The 16,284-nt window shown below is 67.6% G+C and carries 18 protein-coding genes; 11 read left to right on the top strand and 7 right to left on the bottom strand.

Going from position 1 to position 16,284, the window contains the following annotated elements:
• Positions 1–151 precede the first annotated feature (151 nt).
• The 6 genes from L0976_RS08145 (at position 152) to L0976_RS08120 (ending at position 5,272) form a co-directional block, all read left to right on the top strand.
• Positions 152–532 carry a methylglyoxal synthase gene (locus L0976_RS08145; RefSeq protein ID WP_234186874.1) on the top strand — a complete coding sequence of 127 codons (381 nt, stop codon included), beginning with the start codon at positions 152–154 and terminating at the stop codon, positions 530–532.
• A 61-nt stretch (positions 533–593) separates the two neighbouring features.
• Positions 594–1,619: a glucokinase gene (locus tag L0976_RS08140; RefSeq protein WP_234186873.1), complete on the top strand. Its 1,026-nt coding sequence runs from the start codon at positions 594–596 to the stop codon at positions 1,617–1,619.
• 118 nt (positions 1,620–1,737) lie between these two features.
• Entirely contained in the window at positions 1,738–3,531 is a 1,794-nt protein-coding gene (locus L0976_RS08135; RefSeq protein ID WP_234186872.1) for an ABC transporter ATP-binding protein, read from the top strand.
• Positions 3,532–3,550: 19 nt separating this feature from the next.
• Positions 3,551–4,369 carry a 4-hydroxy-tetrahydrodipicolinate reductase gene (gene dapB / locus L0976_RS08130; RefSeq protein ID WP_234186871.1) on the top strand — a complete coding sequence of 273 codons (819 nt, stop codon included), beginning with the start codon at positions 3,551–3,553 and terminating at the stop codon, positions 4,367–4,369.
• A 24-nt stretch (positions 4,370–4,393) separates the two neighbouring features.
• A complete protein-coding gene (locus L0976_RS08125) occupies positions 4,394–5,029 on the top strand; it encodes a 2,3-bisphosphoglycerate-dependent phosphoglycerate mutase (RefSeq protein WP_203317136.1) in 636 nt (211 codons plus the stop codon).
• 51 nt (positions 5,030–5,080) lie between these two features.
• On the top strand, positions 5,081–5,272 hold the full coding sequence (locus tag L0976_RS08120; protein ID WP_234186870.1) for a hypothetical protein: 192 nt from the start codon (positions 5,081–5,083) through the stop codon (positions 5,270–5,272).
• Here the strand turns inward: L0976_RS08120 and L0976_RS08115 are convergent.
• A complete protein-coding gene (locus L0976_RS08115; RefSeq protein ID WP_203317135.1) occupies positions 5,258–6,130 on the bottom strand; it encodes a bifunctional helix-turn-helix domain-containing protein/methylated-DNA--[protein]-cysteine S-methyltransferase in 873 nt (290 codons plus the stop codon). The two genes, L0976_RS08120 and L0976_RS08115, sit on opposite strands and share 15 nt — an antisense overlap.
• A 92-nt stretch (positions 6,131–6,222) precedes the next feature.
• Positions 6,223–6,723 carry a DUF2244 domain-containing protein gene (locus L0976_RS08110; protein ID WP_234186869.1) on the bottom strand — a complete coding sequence of 167 codons (501 nt, stop codon included), beginning with the start codon at positions 6,721–6,723 and terminating at the stop codon, positions 6,223–6,225.
• A 69-nt stretch (positions 6,724–6,792) separates the two neighbouring features.
• On the opposite strand from L0976_RS08110, the gene nth reads away from it, so the two are divergent.
• Entirely contained in the window at positions 6,793–7,557 is a 765-nt protein-coding gene (gene nth, locus L0976_RS08105; protein ID WP_234186868.1) for an endonuclease III, read from the top strand.
• On the opposite strand, the gene L0976_RS08100 is transcribed toward nth, so the two are convergent.
• Entirely contained in the window at positions 7,547–8,119 is a 573-nt protein-coding gene (locus tag L0976_RS08100) for a TetR family transcriptional regulator (RefSeq protein WP_234186867.1), read from the bottom strand. The two genes, nth and L0976_RS08100, sit on opposite strands and share 11 nt — an antisense overlap.
• Before the next feature lie 136 nt (positions 8,120–8,255).
• Here L0976_RS08100 and L0976_RS08095 point away from each other — a divergent pair, with 136 nt between their 5' ends.
• Entirely contained in the window at positions 8,256–8,681 is a 426-nt protein-coding gene (locus tag L0976_RS08095; protein ID WP_234186866.1) for a VOC family protein, read from the top strand.
• On the opposite strand, the gene L0976_RS08090 is transcribed toward L0976_RS08095, so the two are convergent.
• Positions 8,664–9,389 (bottom strand): sulfate transporter family protein, encoded by a 726-nt coding sequence (locus L0976_RS08090; RefSeq protein WP_203317130.1) that lies wholly within the window; start codon positions 9,387–9,389, stop codon positions 8,664–8,666. The genes L0976_RS08095 and L0976_RS08090 overlap by 18 nt on opposite strands.
• Positions 9,390–9,541: 152 nt before the next feature.
• Here L0976_RS08090 and L0976_RS08080 point away from each other — a divergent pair, with 152 nt between their 5' ends.
• A complete protein-coding gene (locus L0976_RS08080; RefSeq protein ID WP_304951663.1) occupies positions 9,542–11,575 on the top strand; it encodes a methyl-accepting chemotaxis protein in 2,034 nt (677 codons plus the stop codon).
• Between the two features lie 85 nt (positions 11,576–11,660).
• On the opposite strand, the gene L0976_RS08075 is transcribed toward L0976_RS08080, so the two are convergent.
• Complete coding sequence (locus tag L0976_RS08075; protein WP_234186865.1) at positions 11,661–12,722, bottom strand: lysine-2,3-aminomutase-like protein; 1,062 nt, start codon at positions 12,720–12,722, stop codon at positions 11,661–11,663.
• Positions 12,719–13,783 carry an EF-P lysine aminoacylase EpmA gene (gene epmA, locus L0976_RS08070; RefSeq protein WP_234186864.1) on the bottom strand — a complete coding sequence of 355 codons (1,065 nt, stop codon included), beginning with the start codon at positions 13,781–13,783 and terminating at the stop codon, positions 12,719–12,721. Before epmA ends, L0976_RS08075 begins: the two co-directional genes overlap by 4 nt.
• Before the next feature lie 151 nt (positions 13,784–13,934).
• On the opposite strand from epmA, the gene efp reads away from it, so the two are divergent.
• Positions 13,935–14,504, top strand: coding sequence for an elongation factor P (efp, locus tag L0976_RS08065; protein WP_203317126.1), 570 nt, complete (start codon positions 13,935–13,937; stop codon positions 14,502–14,504).
• 130 nt (positions 14,505–14,634) lie between these two features.
• Positions 14,635–15,627: an adenosine kinase gene (locus tag L0976_RS08060; RefSeq protein ID WP_234186863.1), complete on the top strand. Its 993-nt coding sequence runs from the start codon at positions 14,635–14,637 to the stop codon at positions 15,625–15,627.
• On the opposite strand, the gene L0976_RS08055 is transcribed toward L0976_RS08060, so the two are convergent.
• Positions 15,620–16,159, bottom strand: a complete 540-nt coding sequence (locus tag L0976_RS08055) for an SH3 domain-containing protein (protein ID WP_234186862.1) — start codon at positions 16,157–16,159, stop codon at positions 15,620–15,622. The genes L0976_RS08060 and L0976_RS08055 overlap by 8 nt on opposite strands.
• Positions 16,160–16,284: the final 125 nt, after the last annotated feature.

Below are 16,284 nucleotides of genomic sequence, written 5' to 3'. Positions count from 1 at the left end.
CCGCACGGCTCGCCATAAATATTGAACGGCGAGCAAGCCTCCTTCTCCCCTTGTGGCGGAGATGCAGGCAGAGGGGCCTTCGGGGCTTTTCAACACTCCGCCGCTTTTGTATAAGGCGTTCAAATCGATTTAAAATCGCTGGGGAGCGTCCATGTCGCGCCAGAAATGCATCGCGCTCATCGCGCATGACGAGAAGAAGGACGACATGGCGGCCTTCGCGCTGAAGAACGAGAGGGTTCTTGCGCAGGCGCGGATCGTCGCGACCGGCACGACCGGCGGCCGTGTGCTGGAGGCCTGTCCCGGCCTCGACGTGACCCGGCTGAAAAGCGGCCCGCTCGGCGGCGACCAGCAGATCGGCGCGCTGATCGCAACGGGCGAGGTGGACGTGCTGATCTTCTTCGTCGACCCGCTGACCCCCATGCCGCACGATGTCGACGTAAAGGCCTTGATGCGGCTTGCGATCGTCTACGACATTCCGATGGCGCTGAACCGGGCGACCGCCGAGCAGCTTCTCGACTTTGCCGCCGATTGACGGCAACCTTGGCCGCAGATAGCGAAAGCGGACCACCCACCAGAACGAACGGGACAGCTTGATGGCACGGCCGGGCGACAACGACGCGAACCTCCCCTTCCCCATCCTGATCGGCGACATCGGCGGCACCAATGCGCGCTTCGCGCTGTTGGTCGACGCCTTCGCCGAGCCGAAGCCGTTTCCCATCGTCCAGACCGCCGACTTCGCCAATATCGACGACGCGCTGCAAAAGTGCATCCTCGATACGACCTCGGTGCAGCCGCGCTCGGCGATCCTGGCGCTCGCCGGGCCCATCGAGGGCGACGAGGTGCCGCTGACCAATTGCCCCTGGGTGGTGCGCCCGCGCGACATGATCGCCAATCTCGGCTTCGAGGACGTGCTGCTGGTCAACGATTTCGAGGCGCAGGCGCTCGCCGTCGCCTCGCTCGACGAGGGCGACCGCGAGAAGATCGGGCCCGGCATCGAGAGGCACGCAGCCTCGCGCGCCGTGCTCGGCCCCGGCACCGGCCTCGGCGTCGCCGGGCTCGTCCATGCCCGCCAGAGCTGGATCCCGGTCCCGGGCGAAGGGGGCCATGTCGATGTCGGCCCGCGCAGCGAGCGCGACTACCAGATATGGCCGTTCCTCGAACCCATCGAGGGCCGCATCTCCGCCGAGCAGCTTCTGTGCGGACGCGGCATCATGAACATCTACCAGGCGATTTCGGCCGCCGACGGCGTCGATGCGCCGCTCACCACCCCCGCCGACGTGACGGCGAAGGCACTCGCCCGGGAGGATCGCGCGGCGATCGAGACCGTCTCGCTGTTCTCCACCTATCTCGGGCGCGTGGCCGGCGACATGGCGATGATCTTCATGGCCAAGGGCGGCGTTTTCCTGGCCGGCGGCATCTCGCAGAAGATCCTGCCGGCGCTGCGCGGCCCGGAATTCCGCGCCGCCTTCGAGGACAAGGCGCCGCACAGCGCCCTGCTGCACTCCATCCCGACCTATGTGGTCACCCATCCGGTCGCCGCCCTTGCCGGCCTTGCCGCCTTCGCCCGCATGCCGGACCGCTTCGGTGTTGCAACGGAGGGACGCCGCTGGAAAAGGTGAGCGCTCCGGCGGGCCCGCGCCGCGCCGCGGACTCGCCAAAAGCGGGCCGACGCCCTATAGAGCGGCCACGGGCCGGTTTACCGGCCGCCCGTCGAGACCGTGCAGGAAAGTCAGTTTATTGGCCGAGAAGAGTCGAACCGAGCACCCATCCGTCAGCTCCGATACCATCGCCAGCGTGCTCAAGCGCGTCATCGCCGAAAACGGCCGCGAATATATTCGCGGCTACCTTCTGGCGATCCTTTGCCTCGCCATCATCGCCGGCACCACCGCCTACGCCGCCTGGATCATGGAATCGGTCGTCAACGAGGCCTTCGCCAACAAGCGCGCCGACCTCGTCCTCATCATCTGCGGCTCGATCTTCGCCGCCTTCGTGCTGCGCGGCTTCGCGACCTATTTCCAGGCCGTCATCCTGTCGAAGATCGGCAACAACATCGTTGCCCGCTACCAGCGCCGGCTGTTCTCCCATCTGATGGCGCTCAGCGTCAGCTATTTCAACGAGTCGCGCTCGGCCTATCTCGCCGCCAAGATCAACCAGAACATCTCCGGCATCCGCGACGTCCTCAACATGACGGTGACGTCGCTGGCGCGCGACCTCCTCACGCTGCTTGCCCTCATCGGCGTCATGCTCTCGAAGGACTGGCTGCTGACGCTCATCGTCTTCGCCGTCGCACCGCCGCTTCTTCTCGGCCTGCGCTACGTCTCGAAGCGGCTGCGCGCCGCCACGCGCGAATCCGTCGAACTGAACAGCCATGTGCTCGGCGCGATGCAGGAGACGGTGCAGGGCATCACCATCGTGAAGGCCTTCACGATGGAAAACCAACTCAAGGAGAAGGTCGACAGCATCATCGAGCGGGCGGAGAACCGGTCGAACCGCATCGCGCGGCTTACCGAGCGCACCGCGCCGATGTCCGAATCCTTCGCCGGCTTCACCATCGCGGGCGTCCTTGCCTATGCCGCCTTCCGCTCGATCTACGGCGGCATCATGCCGGGCGCCTTCTTCTCCTTCGTGACGGCGCTGCTGATGGCCTACGACCCCGCCAAGCGCCTCGCCCGCCTGCAGGTCTCGCTGGAGCGCGCGGCGGTCAATGCCCGCATGATCTACGAGATCCTCGACCTCAAACCGCGCCAGGCCGACCGCGCCGATGCCCGGCCGCTCGCGATCACCGATGCGGCCATCACCTTCCGCGACGTGCGTTTCGGCTATTCGGAGAACGAGACGATCCTCAAGGGCGTCAGCTTCACCGCCGAGGGCGGCAGGACGACGGCGCTCGTCGGCCCCTCTGGGGCGGGCAAGTCCACCATCATCAGCCTCATTCCGCGCTTCTACGACCCGGCGGACGGCGAGATCCTGATCGACGGGCAGGACATCGCGCATGTGACCAAGCAGTCGCTGCGCAACGCCATCGCCTATGTCTCCCAGCAGCCCTATCTCTTCGAGGGCACGATCCGCGACAACATCCGCTACGGCCGCCCGGACGCGACGGATGCCGAGATCGAGGAAGCCGCGCGGCATGCCTATGCGCATGACTTCATCCTCGCCCAGCCGCTCGGCTACGACACGCCCGTCGGCGAGAACGGCGTGACGCTCTCCGGCGGCCAGCGCCAGCGGCTTTCCATCGCCCGCGCGCTGGTGCGCAACGCGCCGATCCTCCTGCTCGACGAGGCGACCTCCGCGCTCGACACCGAGTCGGAACAGGCCGTGCAGAAGGCGCTGGACGAGGCGATGAGCGGGCGCACCGTGGTCGTCATCGCGCATCGCCTCTCGACGGTGGTGCGCGCCGACAAGATCATCGCGATGCAGGACGGCATGGTCATCGAGGAAGGCACGCACGAGGAGCTTGCGGCGCGCGAGAACGGTCTCTACGCTCGCCTCAACAACCTGCAGGCGCCCGCCCGGTTGACCGGCAAATAGACAGCAAGGACGAGAAGACATGAGCGGCAACCCAATGAAGCTGGTCGTCGTCGGCGCCGCGGGCCGCATGGGCCAGACGCTGATCCGCACCATCCACGCCATCGACGGCGCGGAGGTCTTCGCCGCCGTCGAGCGCGAGGGCTCCCCCTTTGTCGGCCGGGATGCGGGGGAGCTTGCCGGCCTCGGCCCGATCGGCGTTCCCGTCACCGACAAGCCGCTGGAAGCCTTCGTGGCGGCGGAGGGCGTGCTCGACTTCACCGCCCCCGCCGCCACCGTCGAGTTCGCGGGCCTCGCCGCGCAGGCGCGCATCGTGCATGTCGTCGGCACCACCGGCTGCTCGGCCGCCGACGACGAGAAGATCAAGGCCGCCGCCCGCCATGCCCGCATCGTGAAGTCCGGCAATATGAGCCTCGGCGTCAACCTGCTCGGCGTGCTGACCGAGACGGCCGCCCGAGCGCTCGGCCCCGACGACTGGGACATCGAGGTGCTGGAAATGCACCACAAGCACAAGGTCGATGCCCCCTCCGGCACCGCGCTGCTGCTCGGCAACGCCGCCGCGAAGGGCCGCGGCATTTCGCTGGCGGAGAATTCCGTGCGCGTGCGCGACGGCCATACCGGCCCGCGGCCCGTCGGCACGATCGGCTTTGCCACGCTGCGCGGCGGCTCGGTCATCGGCGAACATTCCGTGCTGCTCGCCGGCGAAGGCGAGACGGTGACGCTGTCGCACAGCGCGACGGACCGCTCGATCTTCGCCCGCGGCGCCGTCAAGGCGGCGCTCTGGGCTCGCGACCGGAAGCCCGGCCTCTATTCCATGCTCGACGTGCTCGGGCTCAATTAAAGTCAGCCTCAGGAGACAGACCATATGAGCGGAACCCTCGTCCTCGTTCGCCACGGCCAGAGCGAATGGAACCTGAAAAACCTCTTCACCGGCTGGCGCGATCCCGACCTCACCGAGCTCGGCGTCGAGGAGGCCAGGACCGGCGGCAAGGCGCTCGCCGAGACGGGCATCACGTTCGACATCGCCTTCACCTCCGACCTTTCGCGCGCCCAGAAGACGCTGAAGATCATCCTCGACGAGATCGGCCAGCCGGGCCTCGAGACGATCCGCGACCAGGCGCTCAACGAGCGCGACTACGGCGACCTTTCCGGCCTCAACAAGGACGATGCCCGCGCCAAGTGGGGCGAGGAACAGGTCCATATCTGGCGCCGCTCCTATGACGTTCCGCCGCCGGGCGGCGAAAGCCTGCGCGACACCGGCGCGCGCGTCTGGCCCTATTATCTCACGGAGATCCTGCCCCGCGTGCTGCGCGGCGAAAAGGTGCTGGTCGCCGCGCACGGCAACTCGCTGCGCTCGCTGGTCATGGTGCTCGACAGGCTGACGCGGGAGGAGATCCTGAAGCTCAACCTCGCGACGGGCGTGCCGATGGTCTACGTGCTGAACGCCGATTCGACGGTGAAGTCCAAGGACGTGCTCGGAGACATGTCGGGCGCGCATTGAGGGCTTTGCCCATTCCGACATAAGGAAGGCCGGGTCTGGGCGGCCTTCTTCATGTTGATTGTCGACACCTCCCGCTCCACTCATCGGCGTCATCCTCGGGCCTGTCCCGAGGATCTACCACCGTTGCGGTTTTTCGACACGCTGGCAGATCCCCGGCACAAGGCCGGGGATGACGAAAGAGAAATTTTCGAGTTCTACAGCCGGGCCATAAAGCCGGCCTTTTCCATTTCAGGCCTTGCCTGATTCCCATCCCAGCATGGCGCGCTTGCGCGTGAGGCCCCAATGGTAGCCCGTCAGCGCGCCGCTCTTGCCGAGGGCGCGGTGGCAGGGCACCACGAAGGAGATGGGATTGCGGCCGACGGCGGCGCCGACCGCGCGCGAGGCGGTCGGCTGGCCGAGCTTCTCGGCGATGGAGGAATAGGTGACGGCGCAGCCCATGGGAATGCGCAGCAGCGCCTCCCAGACGCGCACCTGGAAATCCGAACCGATCAGCACGACACGCAGCGGCTCTTCCGGGTTCCAGCGCTCCGGATCGAAGATGCGCGCCGCATAGGCGGCGGTCGCCTCGCGGTCCTCGACATAATGCGCGTTCGGCCAGCGGGAGGCCATGTCCTCGAAGGCATCCATGCCGTCGGGCTCGTCGGTGAAGGCAAGGCCGGCGAGGCCGCGGTCGGTGATCATGACGAGCGCGCCGCCGAAGGGCGAGGGATGGAGGCCGTAGCGGATGGTGAGGCCCGCCCCGCGCGCCTTCCACTCGCCGGGCGACATGGCCTCGTGGGTCACGAAAAGGTCGTGCAGCCGGCCGGGGCCGGAAAGGCCGACCTCGAAGCTCGTTTCGAGCAGGGGAAGCGCCTCCTGGCGCAAGAGGCGCTTGGCATGGTCGAGCGTGACGGCCTGCAGGAACGCCTTCGGCGAGAGGCCGGCCCAGCGGGTGAAGGTCTTCTGCAACTGCGTCGGCGACTGGCCGAGCCGGCTCGCGATGCCTTCGAGGCCCGGCTGATCGCGATAGTCCTCCGTGATCATCTCGATGACCCGGCGGACGGTCGCGTAGTCGTCGCCCTCGGGCGTGATGTCGGTTTGCAAGGTCGCGGCAATGTTCATCGTTCTTCTCCTGTGCCGCCAGAAAAGCACGCCCCGGGCGTGCCCGCCACCCGATTCCTGCGTAGGGCCCGCTTCATGCCGAACGGATGTCCTCAATAACCGCGCTTTACCCGCGCCAGCGCGCCGGAAAAGGCGGAGGCGAAGCGCTCGCGGTCGTCGAGCGGCAGGAAGGTGCCGACGTCGGTCTCCCGGCCGTTGCCGCGCACATGCATGGCGGTGATGCCGATCTTCGCCTTGCGCGAGACGAGGAAGCGCGCCCAGAACGGATTGAAGGCATGTTCCGTTTCCTTGCCGGACGGCGCGATCTTGCGGATCGAGATGTTGGTGCGCGAGAGCGAGACGATCTCTTTTGCCCTGGCCGCCCGGTTGTTCAGCCAGAAGGCGCCGAAGAGGATGAGGAAATCCGCCCCGAAGAACATGACCACGGGCCAGGCGCCGGAGATCATGAAGACGGCCATGTGGGCGAGGCTGAGCGCGCCCGCGATGAGGAAGAAGATACGATGCCCGTTCCGTCCCAGCGAGCGATAGGGATGCAGCTCGGCGGAGAAGACCGGCAGGTCGTTCATCGTGATGTCGGCGTTGCCTTGGGTCATGACGCTTGATTATAAGCAAGCCGCGCGGGACTGTGTAGCGGTTTTGCGGGGGCTCGTATCGGAGGCATCATGGACAGCGTGAAGACCCGGAAGAAAGCGCCCGCGGCGGCGCCGCGCCGCAAGGCGTCCGCGCCGGTGAAGAGCCTCTATTCGCAGGCCGAGCTGAAGGAGATCTTCCGCCGCTTCTCCATCCAGCGGCCGGAGCCGAAGGGCGAGCTGGAGCATGTGAACCCCTTCACGCTCGTCGTCGCCGTCGCGCTGTCCGCGCAGGCGACGGATGCCGGCGTCAACAAGGCGACGCGCGCCCTCTTCAAGGTCGCCGACACGCCGGAGAAGATGCTCGATCTCGGCGAGGAGAAGGTGCGCGAGTACATCAGGACGATCGGGCTCTACCGCAACAAGGCGAAGAACGTCATCGCGCTCAGCCGGATGCTCGTCGAACGCTTCGGCGGCGAGGTGCCGCGCACCCGCGAGGAACTGGTGATGCTGCCCGGCGTCGGCCGCAAGACGGCCAATGTCGTGCTCTCCATGGCCTTCGGCCAGGCGACGATGGCGGTCGACACGCATATCTTCCGCATCGCCAACCGGATCCGCCTCGCCCCCGGCAAGACGCCGGACGAGGTGGAGGACAGGCTGATGCGCATCATCCCGGACGAATATCTCTACCACGCCCATCACTGGCTGATCCTGCACGGGCGGTACTGTTGCAAGGCGCGCAGGCCCGAATGCGAGCACTGCGTCATAGCCGATCTCTGCAAGTCGCCGGAAAAGACCTCGGACGTGCCCGCCCCGCTGGTCGAGCTTCCCCCGCAGGTGTTCGGCCCTACGCCCTGAGCCCGTCAAGGAGATCGGCGATCGCCGCCTCATAGGCCCTGCGGTCGGCGCCGGCCTCGATGGCGATGGCCGCGCGGTCGAAGGCGGCGGAAAGGAGGCCGGTCAGCGCCGCAAGCCTTGCGGCTTCGGCATCCGGCCCGAGCAGGGCGGACAACCCTTCCATGAGCGTAGCCTCGGCATTGTCCCGGTCGATTGCGCCGGCGCCCTCGAAGCCCAGCACGGCGGGTGCTTCGAGCAGCAGGAGGCGCGTGCGGCCGGGCGCGGCCATGGCGTCGAAATAGGCGGAGGCGCCGAGAAGCAGCGCCTCGCGCGGCGAGCGGGCCGGCAGCGAGACCGCTTCGATCCGCGCCGCCACGGCCTCGGCCTCTCGCTCCAGCACGGCACGGAACAGCGCCTTCTTGTCCTCGAAATGGTGGTAGAGCGCGCCGCGCGTGACCCCCGCCTCCGCGACGATGTCGGGCGTTGCCGTTTCCGCATAGCCCTTCTCCACGAAGAGCCGCCGGGCGGCCTCGATGAGGGCGAGGCGCGTTGCCTCCGTGCGTTCCTTGTTGCTGCGTGCCATCTCGCCTCTTTACATACAAACTGCATGTATGTTAATTGATAGAAACATGCAGATTGTATGTTTTTACGAAGAACAATTCCAGCAAAACCGTGCAGCGGTTCTTGTCCGCAATTGCGCCGGGCAGAAAGGGAAAGCGATGAAGGCGACCAGCTACTATCCCGTGATCATGACCAGCGACGTGGCCGGCACCGCGGCTTTCTATATCGCACATTTCCGCTTCGAGGCGCTCTTCACCAGCGACTGGTACGTCCATCTCCAGTCGCGCGAGGACGAGAAGGTGACGCTCGCCGTGCTCGACGGCAATCACGAGACGATCCCGGCGGCGGGCCGCGGCACGGTCTCGGGCCTCATCCTGAATTTCGAGGTGGAGGACGTCGATGCCGTTCACGAGGCGTTGCGCGCCGCGGGCCTGCCGATCCTGCGCGCCATCAGGAACGAGGATTTCGGCCAGCGCCATTTCATCACCGCCGATCCGAACGGCGTGATGATCGACGTGATCACGCCGATCCCGCCGAGCGCCGACTATGCGGCGATGTACGACGCGTCAGCCCTGCCGCAGTGAGACGTCCGTATCCCTGCGGCTCAGCGCCTTGTGGAGATGCACCATCAGGCCGGCGGCGAAGAGCGGCGTCATCAGGTTGACGACCGGGATCGCCAGGAACGCCGCCACCAGCAGGCCGGCGATCAGCACCGTGGAGGCGTGCCTGGCCCGGAACAGGCGCGCCTCTGCTGGCGTGCGGTAGCGCATCGCGGCGAACTCGAAGAATTCCCGGCCGAGCAGGTAGCCGTTGACGAGGAAGAAGGCGACGAGGTTCACGCCGGGAATGAACAGCAGGAGCAGCGCGAAGAGGTTGCCGAGGATGACGATGCCGAGGAATTTCAACGAGCCCGCGATCGCCGGTCCGAGCGGCAGCGCGGTCCCCGGCGGATCGGCCGGATAGTCGCGCTTCTCGATGACCTCGGCGACGTCGTCGAGGAAGAAGCCGGCGATGACGGCCGTCACCGGCGCGAGCAGCAGCACGAGGCCGAGCGCGAGGCCGAGGCTGGCGGCGATGCCGAAGACGAAGGTGAGCCAGCCGGCCCATTGCGGCAGGTCCGGCATGACCGCGCCCTGAAGCCACGGCCAGACAAAGGCGACGAAGCTCTCGCGCAGGCCGAACCAGACCACGATGAGGGCAAGGACGGTAAGTCCCAGGACCTTCCAGAAGACGCCGCGCGTCTCGGGGGCGAAGAGATTGGCGAGCGAAAGCCGCGCAGCGTCGAGGATCATCGGAAACTCCTGTTCGCCCTCGCATGTAGGGTGTGGAAAAGCGGCCGGCAAGACGGGCCGCCGCACCATGCATTAAGGCGCCGTTAAACGACCCCTCCTACACTTTCGCGCACCCGCACGCAGCCGGGTCGCAGAACAATCAGGAAACCGTCATGCGCAATGTCCGGATCAGCAGGCTCCTGCCCGCGCTTTTCGTCCTCATGGTGGCGCTGGGCGGCCTGCAAGGCGCCGTCGCCTTCCGCTCGCTCTCGGCGATGACCGGCCATGTCGAGCGGATCGGCGCCGAACGCATGCCGCAGATGAACACCATCCTGCAGCTCAGCCATGCCTTCTCCGAACTGCATGCCACCTATTCCGAGCACCTGCTCTCGATGGACCCCGACGAGATCGGCCGCATCGAAAGCCGTATCAAGGAGCGCGCCGATGCCTTTGCCGGCATGGTGGATTCCTATGGCGCGGCCAACAGCGGCGATGCGGCGACGGCTGCCGAGATCGACGGCATCAGGGCCGCGCTGAAGGCCTATCTCGACGAGTCCGCCAAGCTCATCCAGTTCTCGGCCATCGCCGCCAAGGGGCCGGCGCTGGAGGTCTACAAGGGGCCGATGCAGGCGGGCGCCGATGCGATCACCGCGTCCCTCAACGACCTCGTCGCCCGCACGCAGACGGTCACGGAAGAGACGATCCTTGCCGCGCGCGCCGAGGAAGGCACCGCCTTCGCGCTCACCTGGGCCTCGCTCGCGGCGGCCATGGGCCTTGCCATCGCCGCCATCTTCCTCGTCAACCGCCGCGTCGTGAAGCCGCTCAACGGCCTTGCCGGCGCGATGAAGCGCCTTGCCGGCGGCGACACCGCCGTGGCCATCCCCCATGCCGAGCGCGGGGACGAGATCGGCGAGATGGCCGCCACCGTCGCCGTCTTCCGCGACAATGCCGCCGAACGCCTGCGCCTGGAACGCCAGAACGAGGACGGCCGCCGCAACGCCGAGGGCGAGCGCCAGGCGCGCGAGGCCGAGCGCACCCGCGACAGCGGCCGCGTGCAGGAAGCCGTCGCCAGCCTTGCGGACGCGCTCGGCAAGCTGGCGGGCGGCGACATGACCTGCCGCATCGAAAAGCCCTTCGACGGCGACCTCGACCGCCTGCGCGAAGACTTCAACGCCTCCGTCTCGCGCCTCAGCGAGGCGCTGCGCGAAGTCGGCGAGAACGCGCGCGCCATCGATGCAGGCGCCAGCCAGATCCGCGCCGCCGCCGACGACCTGTCGCGCCGTACCGAGCAGCAGGCCGCCTCCGTCGAGGAAACCGCCGCCGCGCTCGAGGAGATCACCACGACGGTCCGGGATTCCACGAAGCGGGCGGAAGAGGCTGGCGCGCTCGTCGCCCGCACGCGCACCGGCGCGGAGAAATCCGGGGAGATCGTGCGCCGCGCCGTCACGGCCATGCAGGCGATCGAGAAGTCCTCCAGCGAGATCACCAGCATCATCGGCGTCATTGACGACATCGCCTTCCAGACGAACCTGCTGGCGCTGAATGCCGGGGTGGAGGCTGCCCGCGCGGGCGAGGCCGGCAAGGGTTTCGCGGTCGTGGCGCAGGAAGTGCGCGAGCTCGCCCAGCGCTCGGCAACGGCCGCACGGGAGATCAAGTCGCTGATCACCACCTCGGGCGAACAGGTGCGCTCCGGCGTGTCGCTCGTCGGCGAGACGGGCCGCGCGCTCCAGACCATCGTCAGCGAGGTCCAGGAGATCAACGGCCATGTCGAGGCCATCGTCGAAGCCGCCCGCGAGCAGTCGACCGGCCTTCAGGAGATCAACACCGCCGTCAACGCGATGGACCAGGGCACGCAAAAGAACGCGGCGATGGTCGAGGAAACGACCGCCGCGAGCCATGGCCTCGCCTCGGAAGTGCAGGCGCTCAACGCGCTGATCGGCCGTTTCAACGTCGGCGGCTCGGCCGCCGCGGGCCGCGCCGCGCATGCGCCGCACCTGCACATCGTGCCGGCCGCCGCGACGGCTCGGCCCCTTGCGGCTCCGGAGGCGAAGGCCGCCCGCAAGTCGCCCGGCCAGTGGAACGTCAAGCCCGCATCGAATGCTTCCCGCCCCGTCGGCTCCCCCGCCCTCGCCCTCGGCGAGAAACTCGCCGGCGCGCTCGGCGTCCGGCGGGAGACGGGTTCCGACGGCGACTGGGAGGAATTCTGAGAGAACGCGGGAAGCTTCGAGGCGGGCGCGGGCCGGAACGGCGAAACGGATATTGCGAGCCGGCACCGCGAGGCCGGCGCCGAGGCTATTGCTTGGCCGCGCGCGGCGGATAGTCATGCGCTACGCCGCGGAAATCGCGCAGGCGGAAACATCCGTCATCCGCTTCCTCCACCGCAGTGGAATCCGCCCGCACCTTGCCGTGGCCGCCGGGAATATCGAGGATATAGGCGGGCTGGCAGAGGCCGGAAACCCGGCCGCGCAGTCCTTCGACCAGCGCCCTGCCCTCGGCGAGCGAGAGGCGGAAATGCGCCGTGCCGGGCGCCAGGTCCGGGTGGTGCAGGTAATAGGGCTTCACCCGGTTCTCGACGAAGAGCCGCATAAGATCGGCGAGCACCGCCGCGTCGTCGTTGACCCCCTTCAGGAGCACCGTCTGGCTGACCATGACCATGCCGGCATCGACAATGCGGGCGATGGCGGCGCTTGCATCGGCCGTGAATTCTTTGGGGTGGTTGGCGTGGAGCGCCACATAGGTCGTCTTGCCGGAGGCCTTCAGCGCCGCAACGAGCGCCTCGTCCACCCGCGCCGGATCGACGACCGGCACGCGGGAATGGAAGCGCACGATCTTCAGATGCGGGATGGCCGCAAGCCGCTCCGTGATCGCCTGGAGACGGCGCGGGGACAGGACAAGCGGATCGCCACCCGTCAGGATGACCTCCCAGATCTCCGGCCGCCCGGCGATATAGGCGACGGCCGCGTCGAGCGCCTTGGCGGAGAGGGTCCCGAGACCTTCCGGCCCCACCATCTCGCGGCGGAAGCAGAAGCGGCAATAGACCGGGCAGACATGCACGGCCTTGAGCAGCACGCGGTCGGGATAGCGGTGCACGATGCCCTCGACGGGGCTGTGCGCAAGGTCGCCGATGGGGTCGGCGCGCTCCTCCGGCAGGGTCACGAGCTCGGCGGCATCGGGGATGAACTGGCGGGCGATGGGATCGAGCGGATCGCCCGCATCGATCAGCGCGGCGAGCGCGGGCGTGACGGCGACGGCGTAGCGCTCGGCAACGGCGGTCGCTTCGGCCCGTTTCGCCTCGGGGACGAGGCCGGCGGCGGCGAGTTCGGCGACCGTCGTCAGGCTGCGCGCGGCCGTCACGGCGCGGTCTCCGCGACGGGGGCCCAGAGCACCTGTTCGATGCGCGACGCGCCGGTCGCCAGCATGACGAGGCGGTCGAAGCCCAGCGCGATGCCGCTCGCCTCCGGCATTGCGGCGAGCGCGGCCAGAAAGTCCTCGTCGAGCGGATAGGTCTCGCCGTAGACGCGGGCCTTTTCCGCCATTTCCAGCTCGAAGCGGCGGCGCTGCTCGGCGGCGTCCGTCAGTTCCCCGAAGGCATTGGCCAGTTCCACGCCGCAGGCATAGAGCTCGAAGCGCTCGGCGACGCGCGGATCGTGCGGGGCGGGGCGCGCCAGCGCGGCTTCGGCGGTCGGATATTCGCAAAGGACGGTGGCGCGGCCGAAGCCGAGTTTTGGCTCGACCTTTTCCACCAGCACGCGGCTGAAAAGGTCGGCCCAGGTGTCGTCGTCCGCGACCCGCAGCCCGCCCGCCCGCATGGCGGCGGCAAGGGCCGCGCGATCCGTCGCGCCATCGGGACCGATGGTGGCGAGGAGATCGATGCCGGCGTGGCGCGTGAAGGCATCCGCCACGGTCAGCCGCTCGGGCGCCAGCGCGGGATCGCAGGTCGCGCCGCGATAGGCGAGCCGGGAGACGCCCGCCATGTCGGCCGCGAGCGCGAGCATCTCGCCGCAATCGGCCATCAGCACGTCATAGGTCTCGCCCGCCCGATACCATTCCAGCATGGTGAACTCGGGATGGTGCAGCGGACCGCGCTCGCGGTTGCGGTAGACATGGGCGAAGCAGGCGATGCGCCGTTCGCCCGCCGCCAGGAGCTTCTTGCAGGCGAATTCCGGGGAGGTGTGCAGGTAGAGCGGCGTCCTCGTGCCCGCATGGCCGATGGCGGCGGTCTCGAAGGCATGCAGATGCGCCTCGTTGCCGGGCGAGACCTGCAGCGTCGCCGTATCCACCTCGATGAAGTCGCGCGCGGCAAACCAGCCGCGCAGCGCCGCCTGGATGCGGTTGCGCGCCACCAGGAAGGGCCGGCGGTCGGCATGGACGTCGGGCGTCCACCAGGGCGAGGGCTTGGAACTTGTGGCGCTCATGTGACAGGTTTCTTCGGCCATGCCGGCGGCAAGACTGGTCTTTTGCCGGAATATAGGATAGTTGCGGCCCGAAAACGCTTTTCGGGCGTTCGGGGAACGCGTCTCGTGGCGGTCCTCTACGACGCGATCCATCCAGTTACAAGGAAGACTTATGGTAAAGATCATCGCCTCTTCCGTCCGCAAGGGCAATGTCCTCGACGTCGATGGCAAGCTCTATGTCGTGCTGACGGCGCAGAACTTCCATCCCGGCAAGGGCACGCCGGTCACCCAGATCGACATGCGCCGCATCTCCGACGGCACCAAGGTTTCCGAGCGCTACCGCACGACCGAGCAGGTCGAGCGCGCCTTCGTGGAGGACCGCGAGCACAACTACCTCTACGAGGACGGCGACGGCTTCCACTTCATGAACCCGGAAACCTACGACCAGCTCACCATGTCGCAGGAAGACATCGGCGACCTCAAGGCCTATCTCCAGGAAGGCATGACGGTCATCCTGTCGGTGCACGAAGGCATCGCCATCGCCATCGACCTGCCGCGCCACGTCACGCTCGAGATCACCGAGACCGAGCCGGTCGTCAAGGGCCAGACGGCCTCCTCCTCCTACAAGCCGGCGATCCTGTCGAACGGCATCCGCACGCTGGTCCCGCCGCACATCACCGCCGGCACCCGCGTCGTCATCGCGACGGAAGACGGTTCCTACGTCGAGCGCGCCAAGGACTGATCGGGTATCAATCCGGCACCCCGGGCCGCCCGCCGGAAACGGCGCGGCGGCTTTTTTCTTTCTTTCAACTTCCGGAAAATCCGTTAAGACCGAGTCCCGGCTCTTCACCAACGGATACGGAACTCCCCGCATGACCACATTCGACGTGCTGACGGTCGGCAATGCCATCGTCGACATCATCGCGCGCTGCGACGAAGCCTTCATCGCGGACAACGGCATCATCAAGGGCGCGATGAACCTCATCGATGCAAGCCGCGCCGAACTGCTCTATTCCCGCATGGGGCCGGCGCTCGAAGCCTCCGGCGGCAGCGCCGGCAACACGGCCGCGGGCGTCGCCAGCTTCGGCGGCCGTGCCGCCTATTTCGGCAAGGTCGCGAACGACCAGCTCGGCGACATCTTCATCCACGACATCCGCGCCCAGGGCGTCCATTTCGAGACGAGGCCGCTCGCCGGCACGCCGCCGACCGCACGCTCGATGATCTTCGTGACGCCGGACGGCGAGCGCTCGATGAACACCTATCTCGGCGCCTGCGTGGAGCTCGGACCCGAGGACGTGGAGGAAGAGGTCGTCGCCAGCGCCAGGGTCACCTATTTCGAGGGCTATCTGTGGGATCCGCCGCGCGCCAAGGACGCGATCCGCGAATGCGCCCGCATCGCCCATGCCAACGGCCGCGAGATGTCGATGACGCTGTCGGACAGTTTCTGCGTGCACCGCTATCGCGGCGAGTTCCTCGACCTGATGCGCTCCGGCACCGTCGACATCGTCTTCGCCAACAAGGCGGAGGCGCTGGCGCTCTACGAGACGGAGGACTTCGAGGAGGCATTGCGGCGCATCGCCGAAGACTGCCGGCTCGCGGCGGTGACGATGAGCGAGGAAGGCTCCATCATCCTGACGAAGGGCGAGCGGACGAAGGTGGACGCGATCAGCATTCCAAGGGTGGTGGACACGACGGGCGCGGGCGACCTCTATGCCGCCGGCTTCCTCTACGGTTACACCGCGGGACGTTCGCTGGCCGACTGCGGCAAGCTCGGCAGCCTTGCCGCCGGCCTCGTCATCCAGCAGGTCGGCCCCCGTCCGCTGCTGTCGCTGGCGGAGGAAGGCCGCAGGGCCGGCCTTATTTGAAGGCTTCGCCGGGATAGGCGCCCCAGATCTCGTTCTGCGAGACCCAACCGGCCGTGCCGTCCACCTCGGCGCGGCACCAGTCGCCGTTGCATTCGCCGACCTTCACCACGACGCCAGGCTGGATCTTGGCGACGACGGTGGCGTTCGCCAGCCCCTCGCGGCGCATGTTGACGAAGATCTCCTCGCCCTTGCCGCGCATCCACGGCGCGGCCACGGCGGTGCGCTCGCCGGAAAGCAGCGCCTGGTTGACCCAGCCCTCCGTGCCGTCGGCGTCGCGGATGCGGCGCCAGTTGTCGTATTCCTGGATGATCTCGACCGGCACGCCGGATTTCATGTAGCGCCAGGACACGGCATAATCGACGCTCGGGCCGACGCGCAGGTTGACGCTCTTCGCCTTGAGGCTGACGAAGCGCGGCAGCGGCAGGCCGCTCGGGCCCTTGGCCGCCTGCGCATGGGCGATGCCAGCGCCGGCGAGGGAAACGAAAACGCCCGCAAGGGCCGCAAGGCTGAAACGCACGAGGAGGTTACACATGGCAAAATCCGCACAAACTGAGGAGGGCGTCAGGCTGCCGAACCGGCGCGGAGTGGCAAAACGCGGGGACCGCCCCATGAGCGGATTGTCTTCGCGACCGGGTCTGGTAGAAAATGCCCCTGATG

This window comes from Shinella sp. NM-101 (assembly GCF_021401195.1).
In the GTDB taxonomy this organism is placed as follows: domain Bacteria; phylum Pseudomonadota; class Alphaproteobacteria; order Rhizobiales; family Rhizobiaceae; genus Shinella.
Note: the sequence above shows the minus strand (reverse complement) of the source record. Positions and strands in the feature narration are given on the sequence as shown.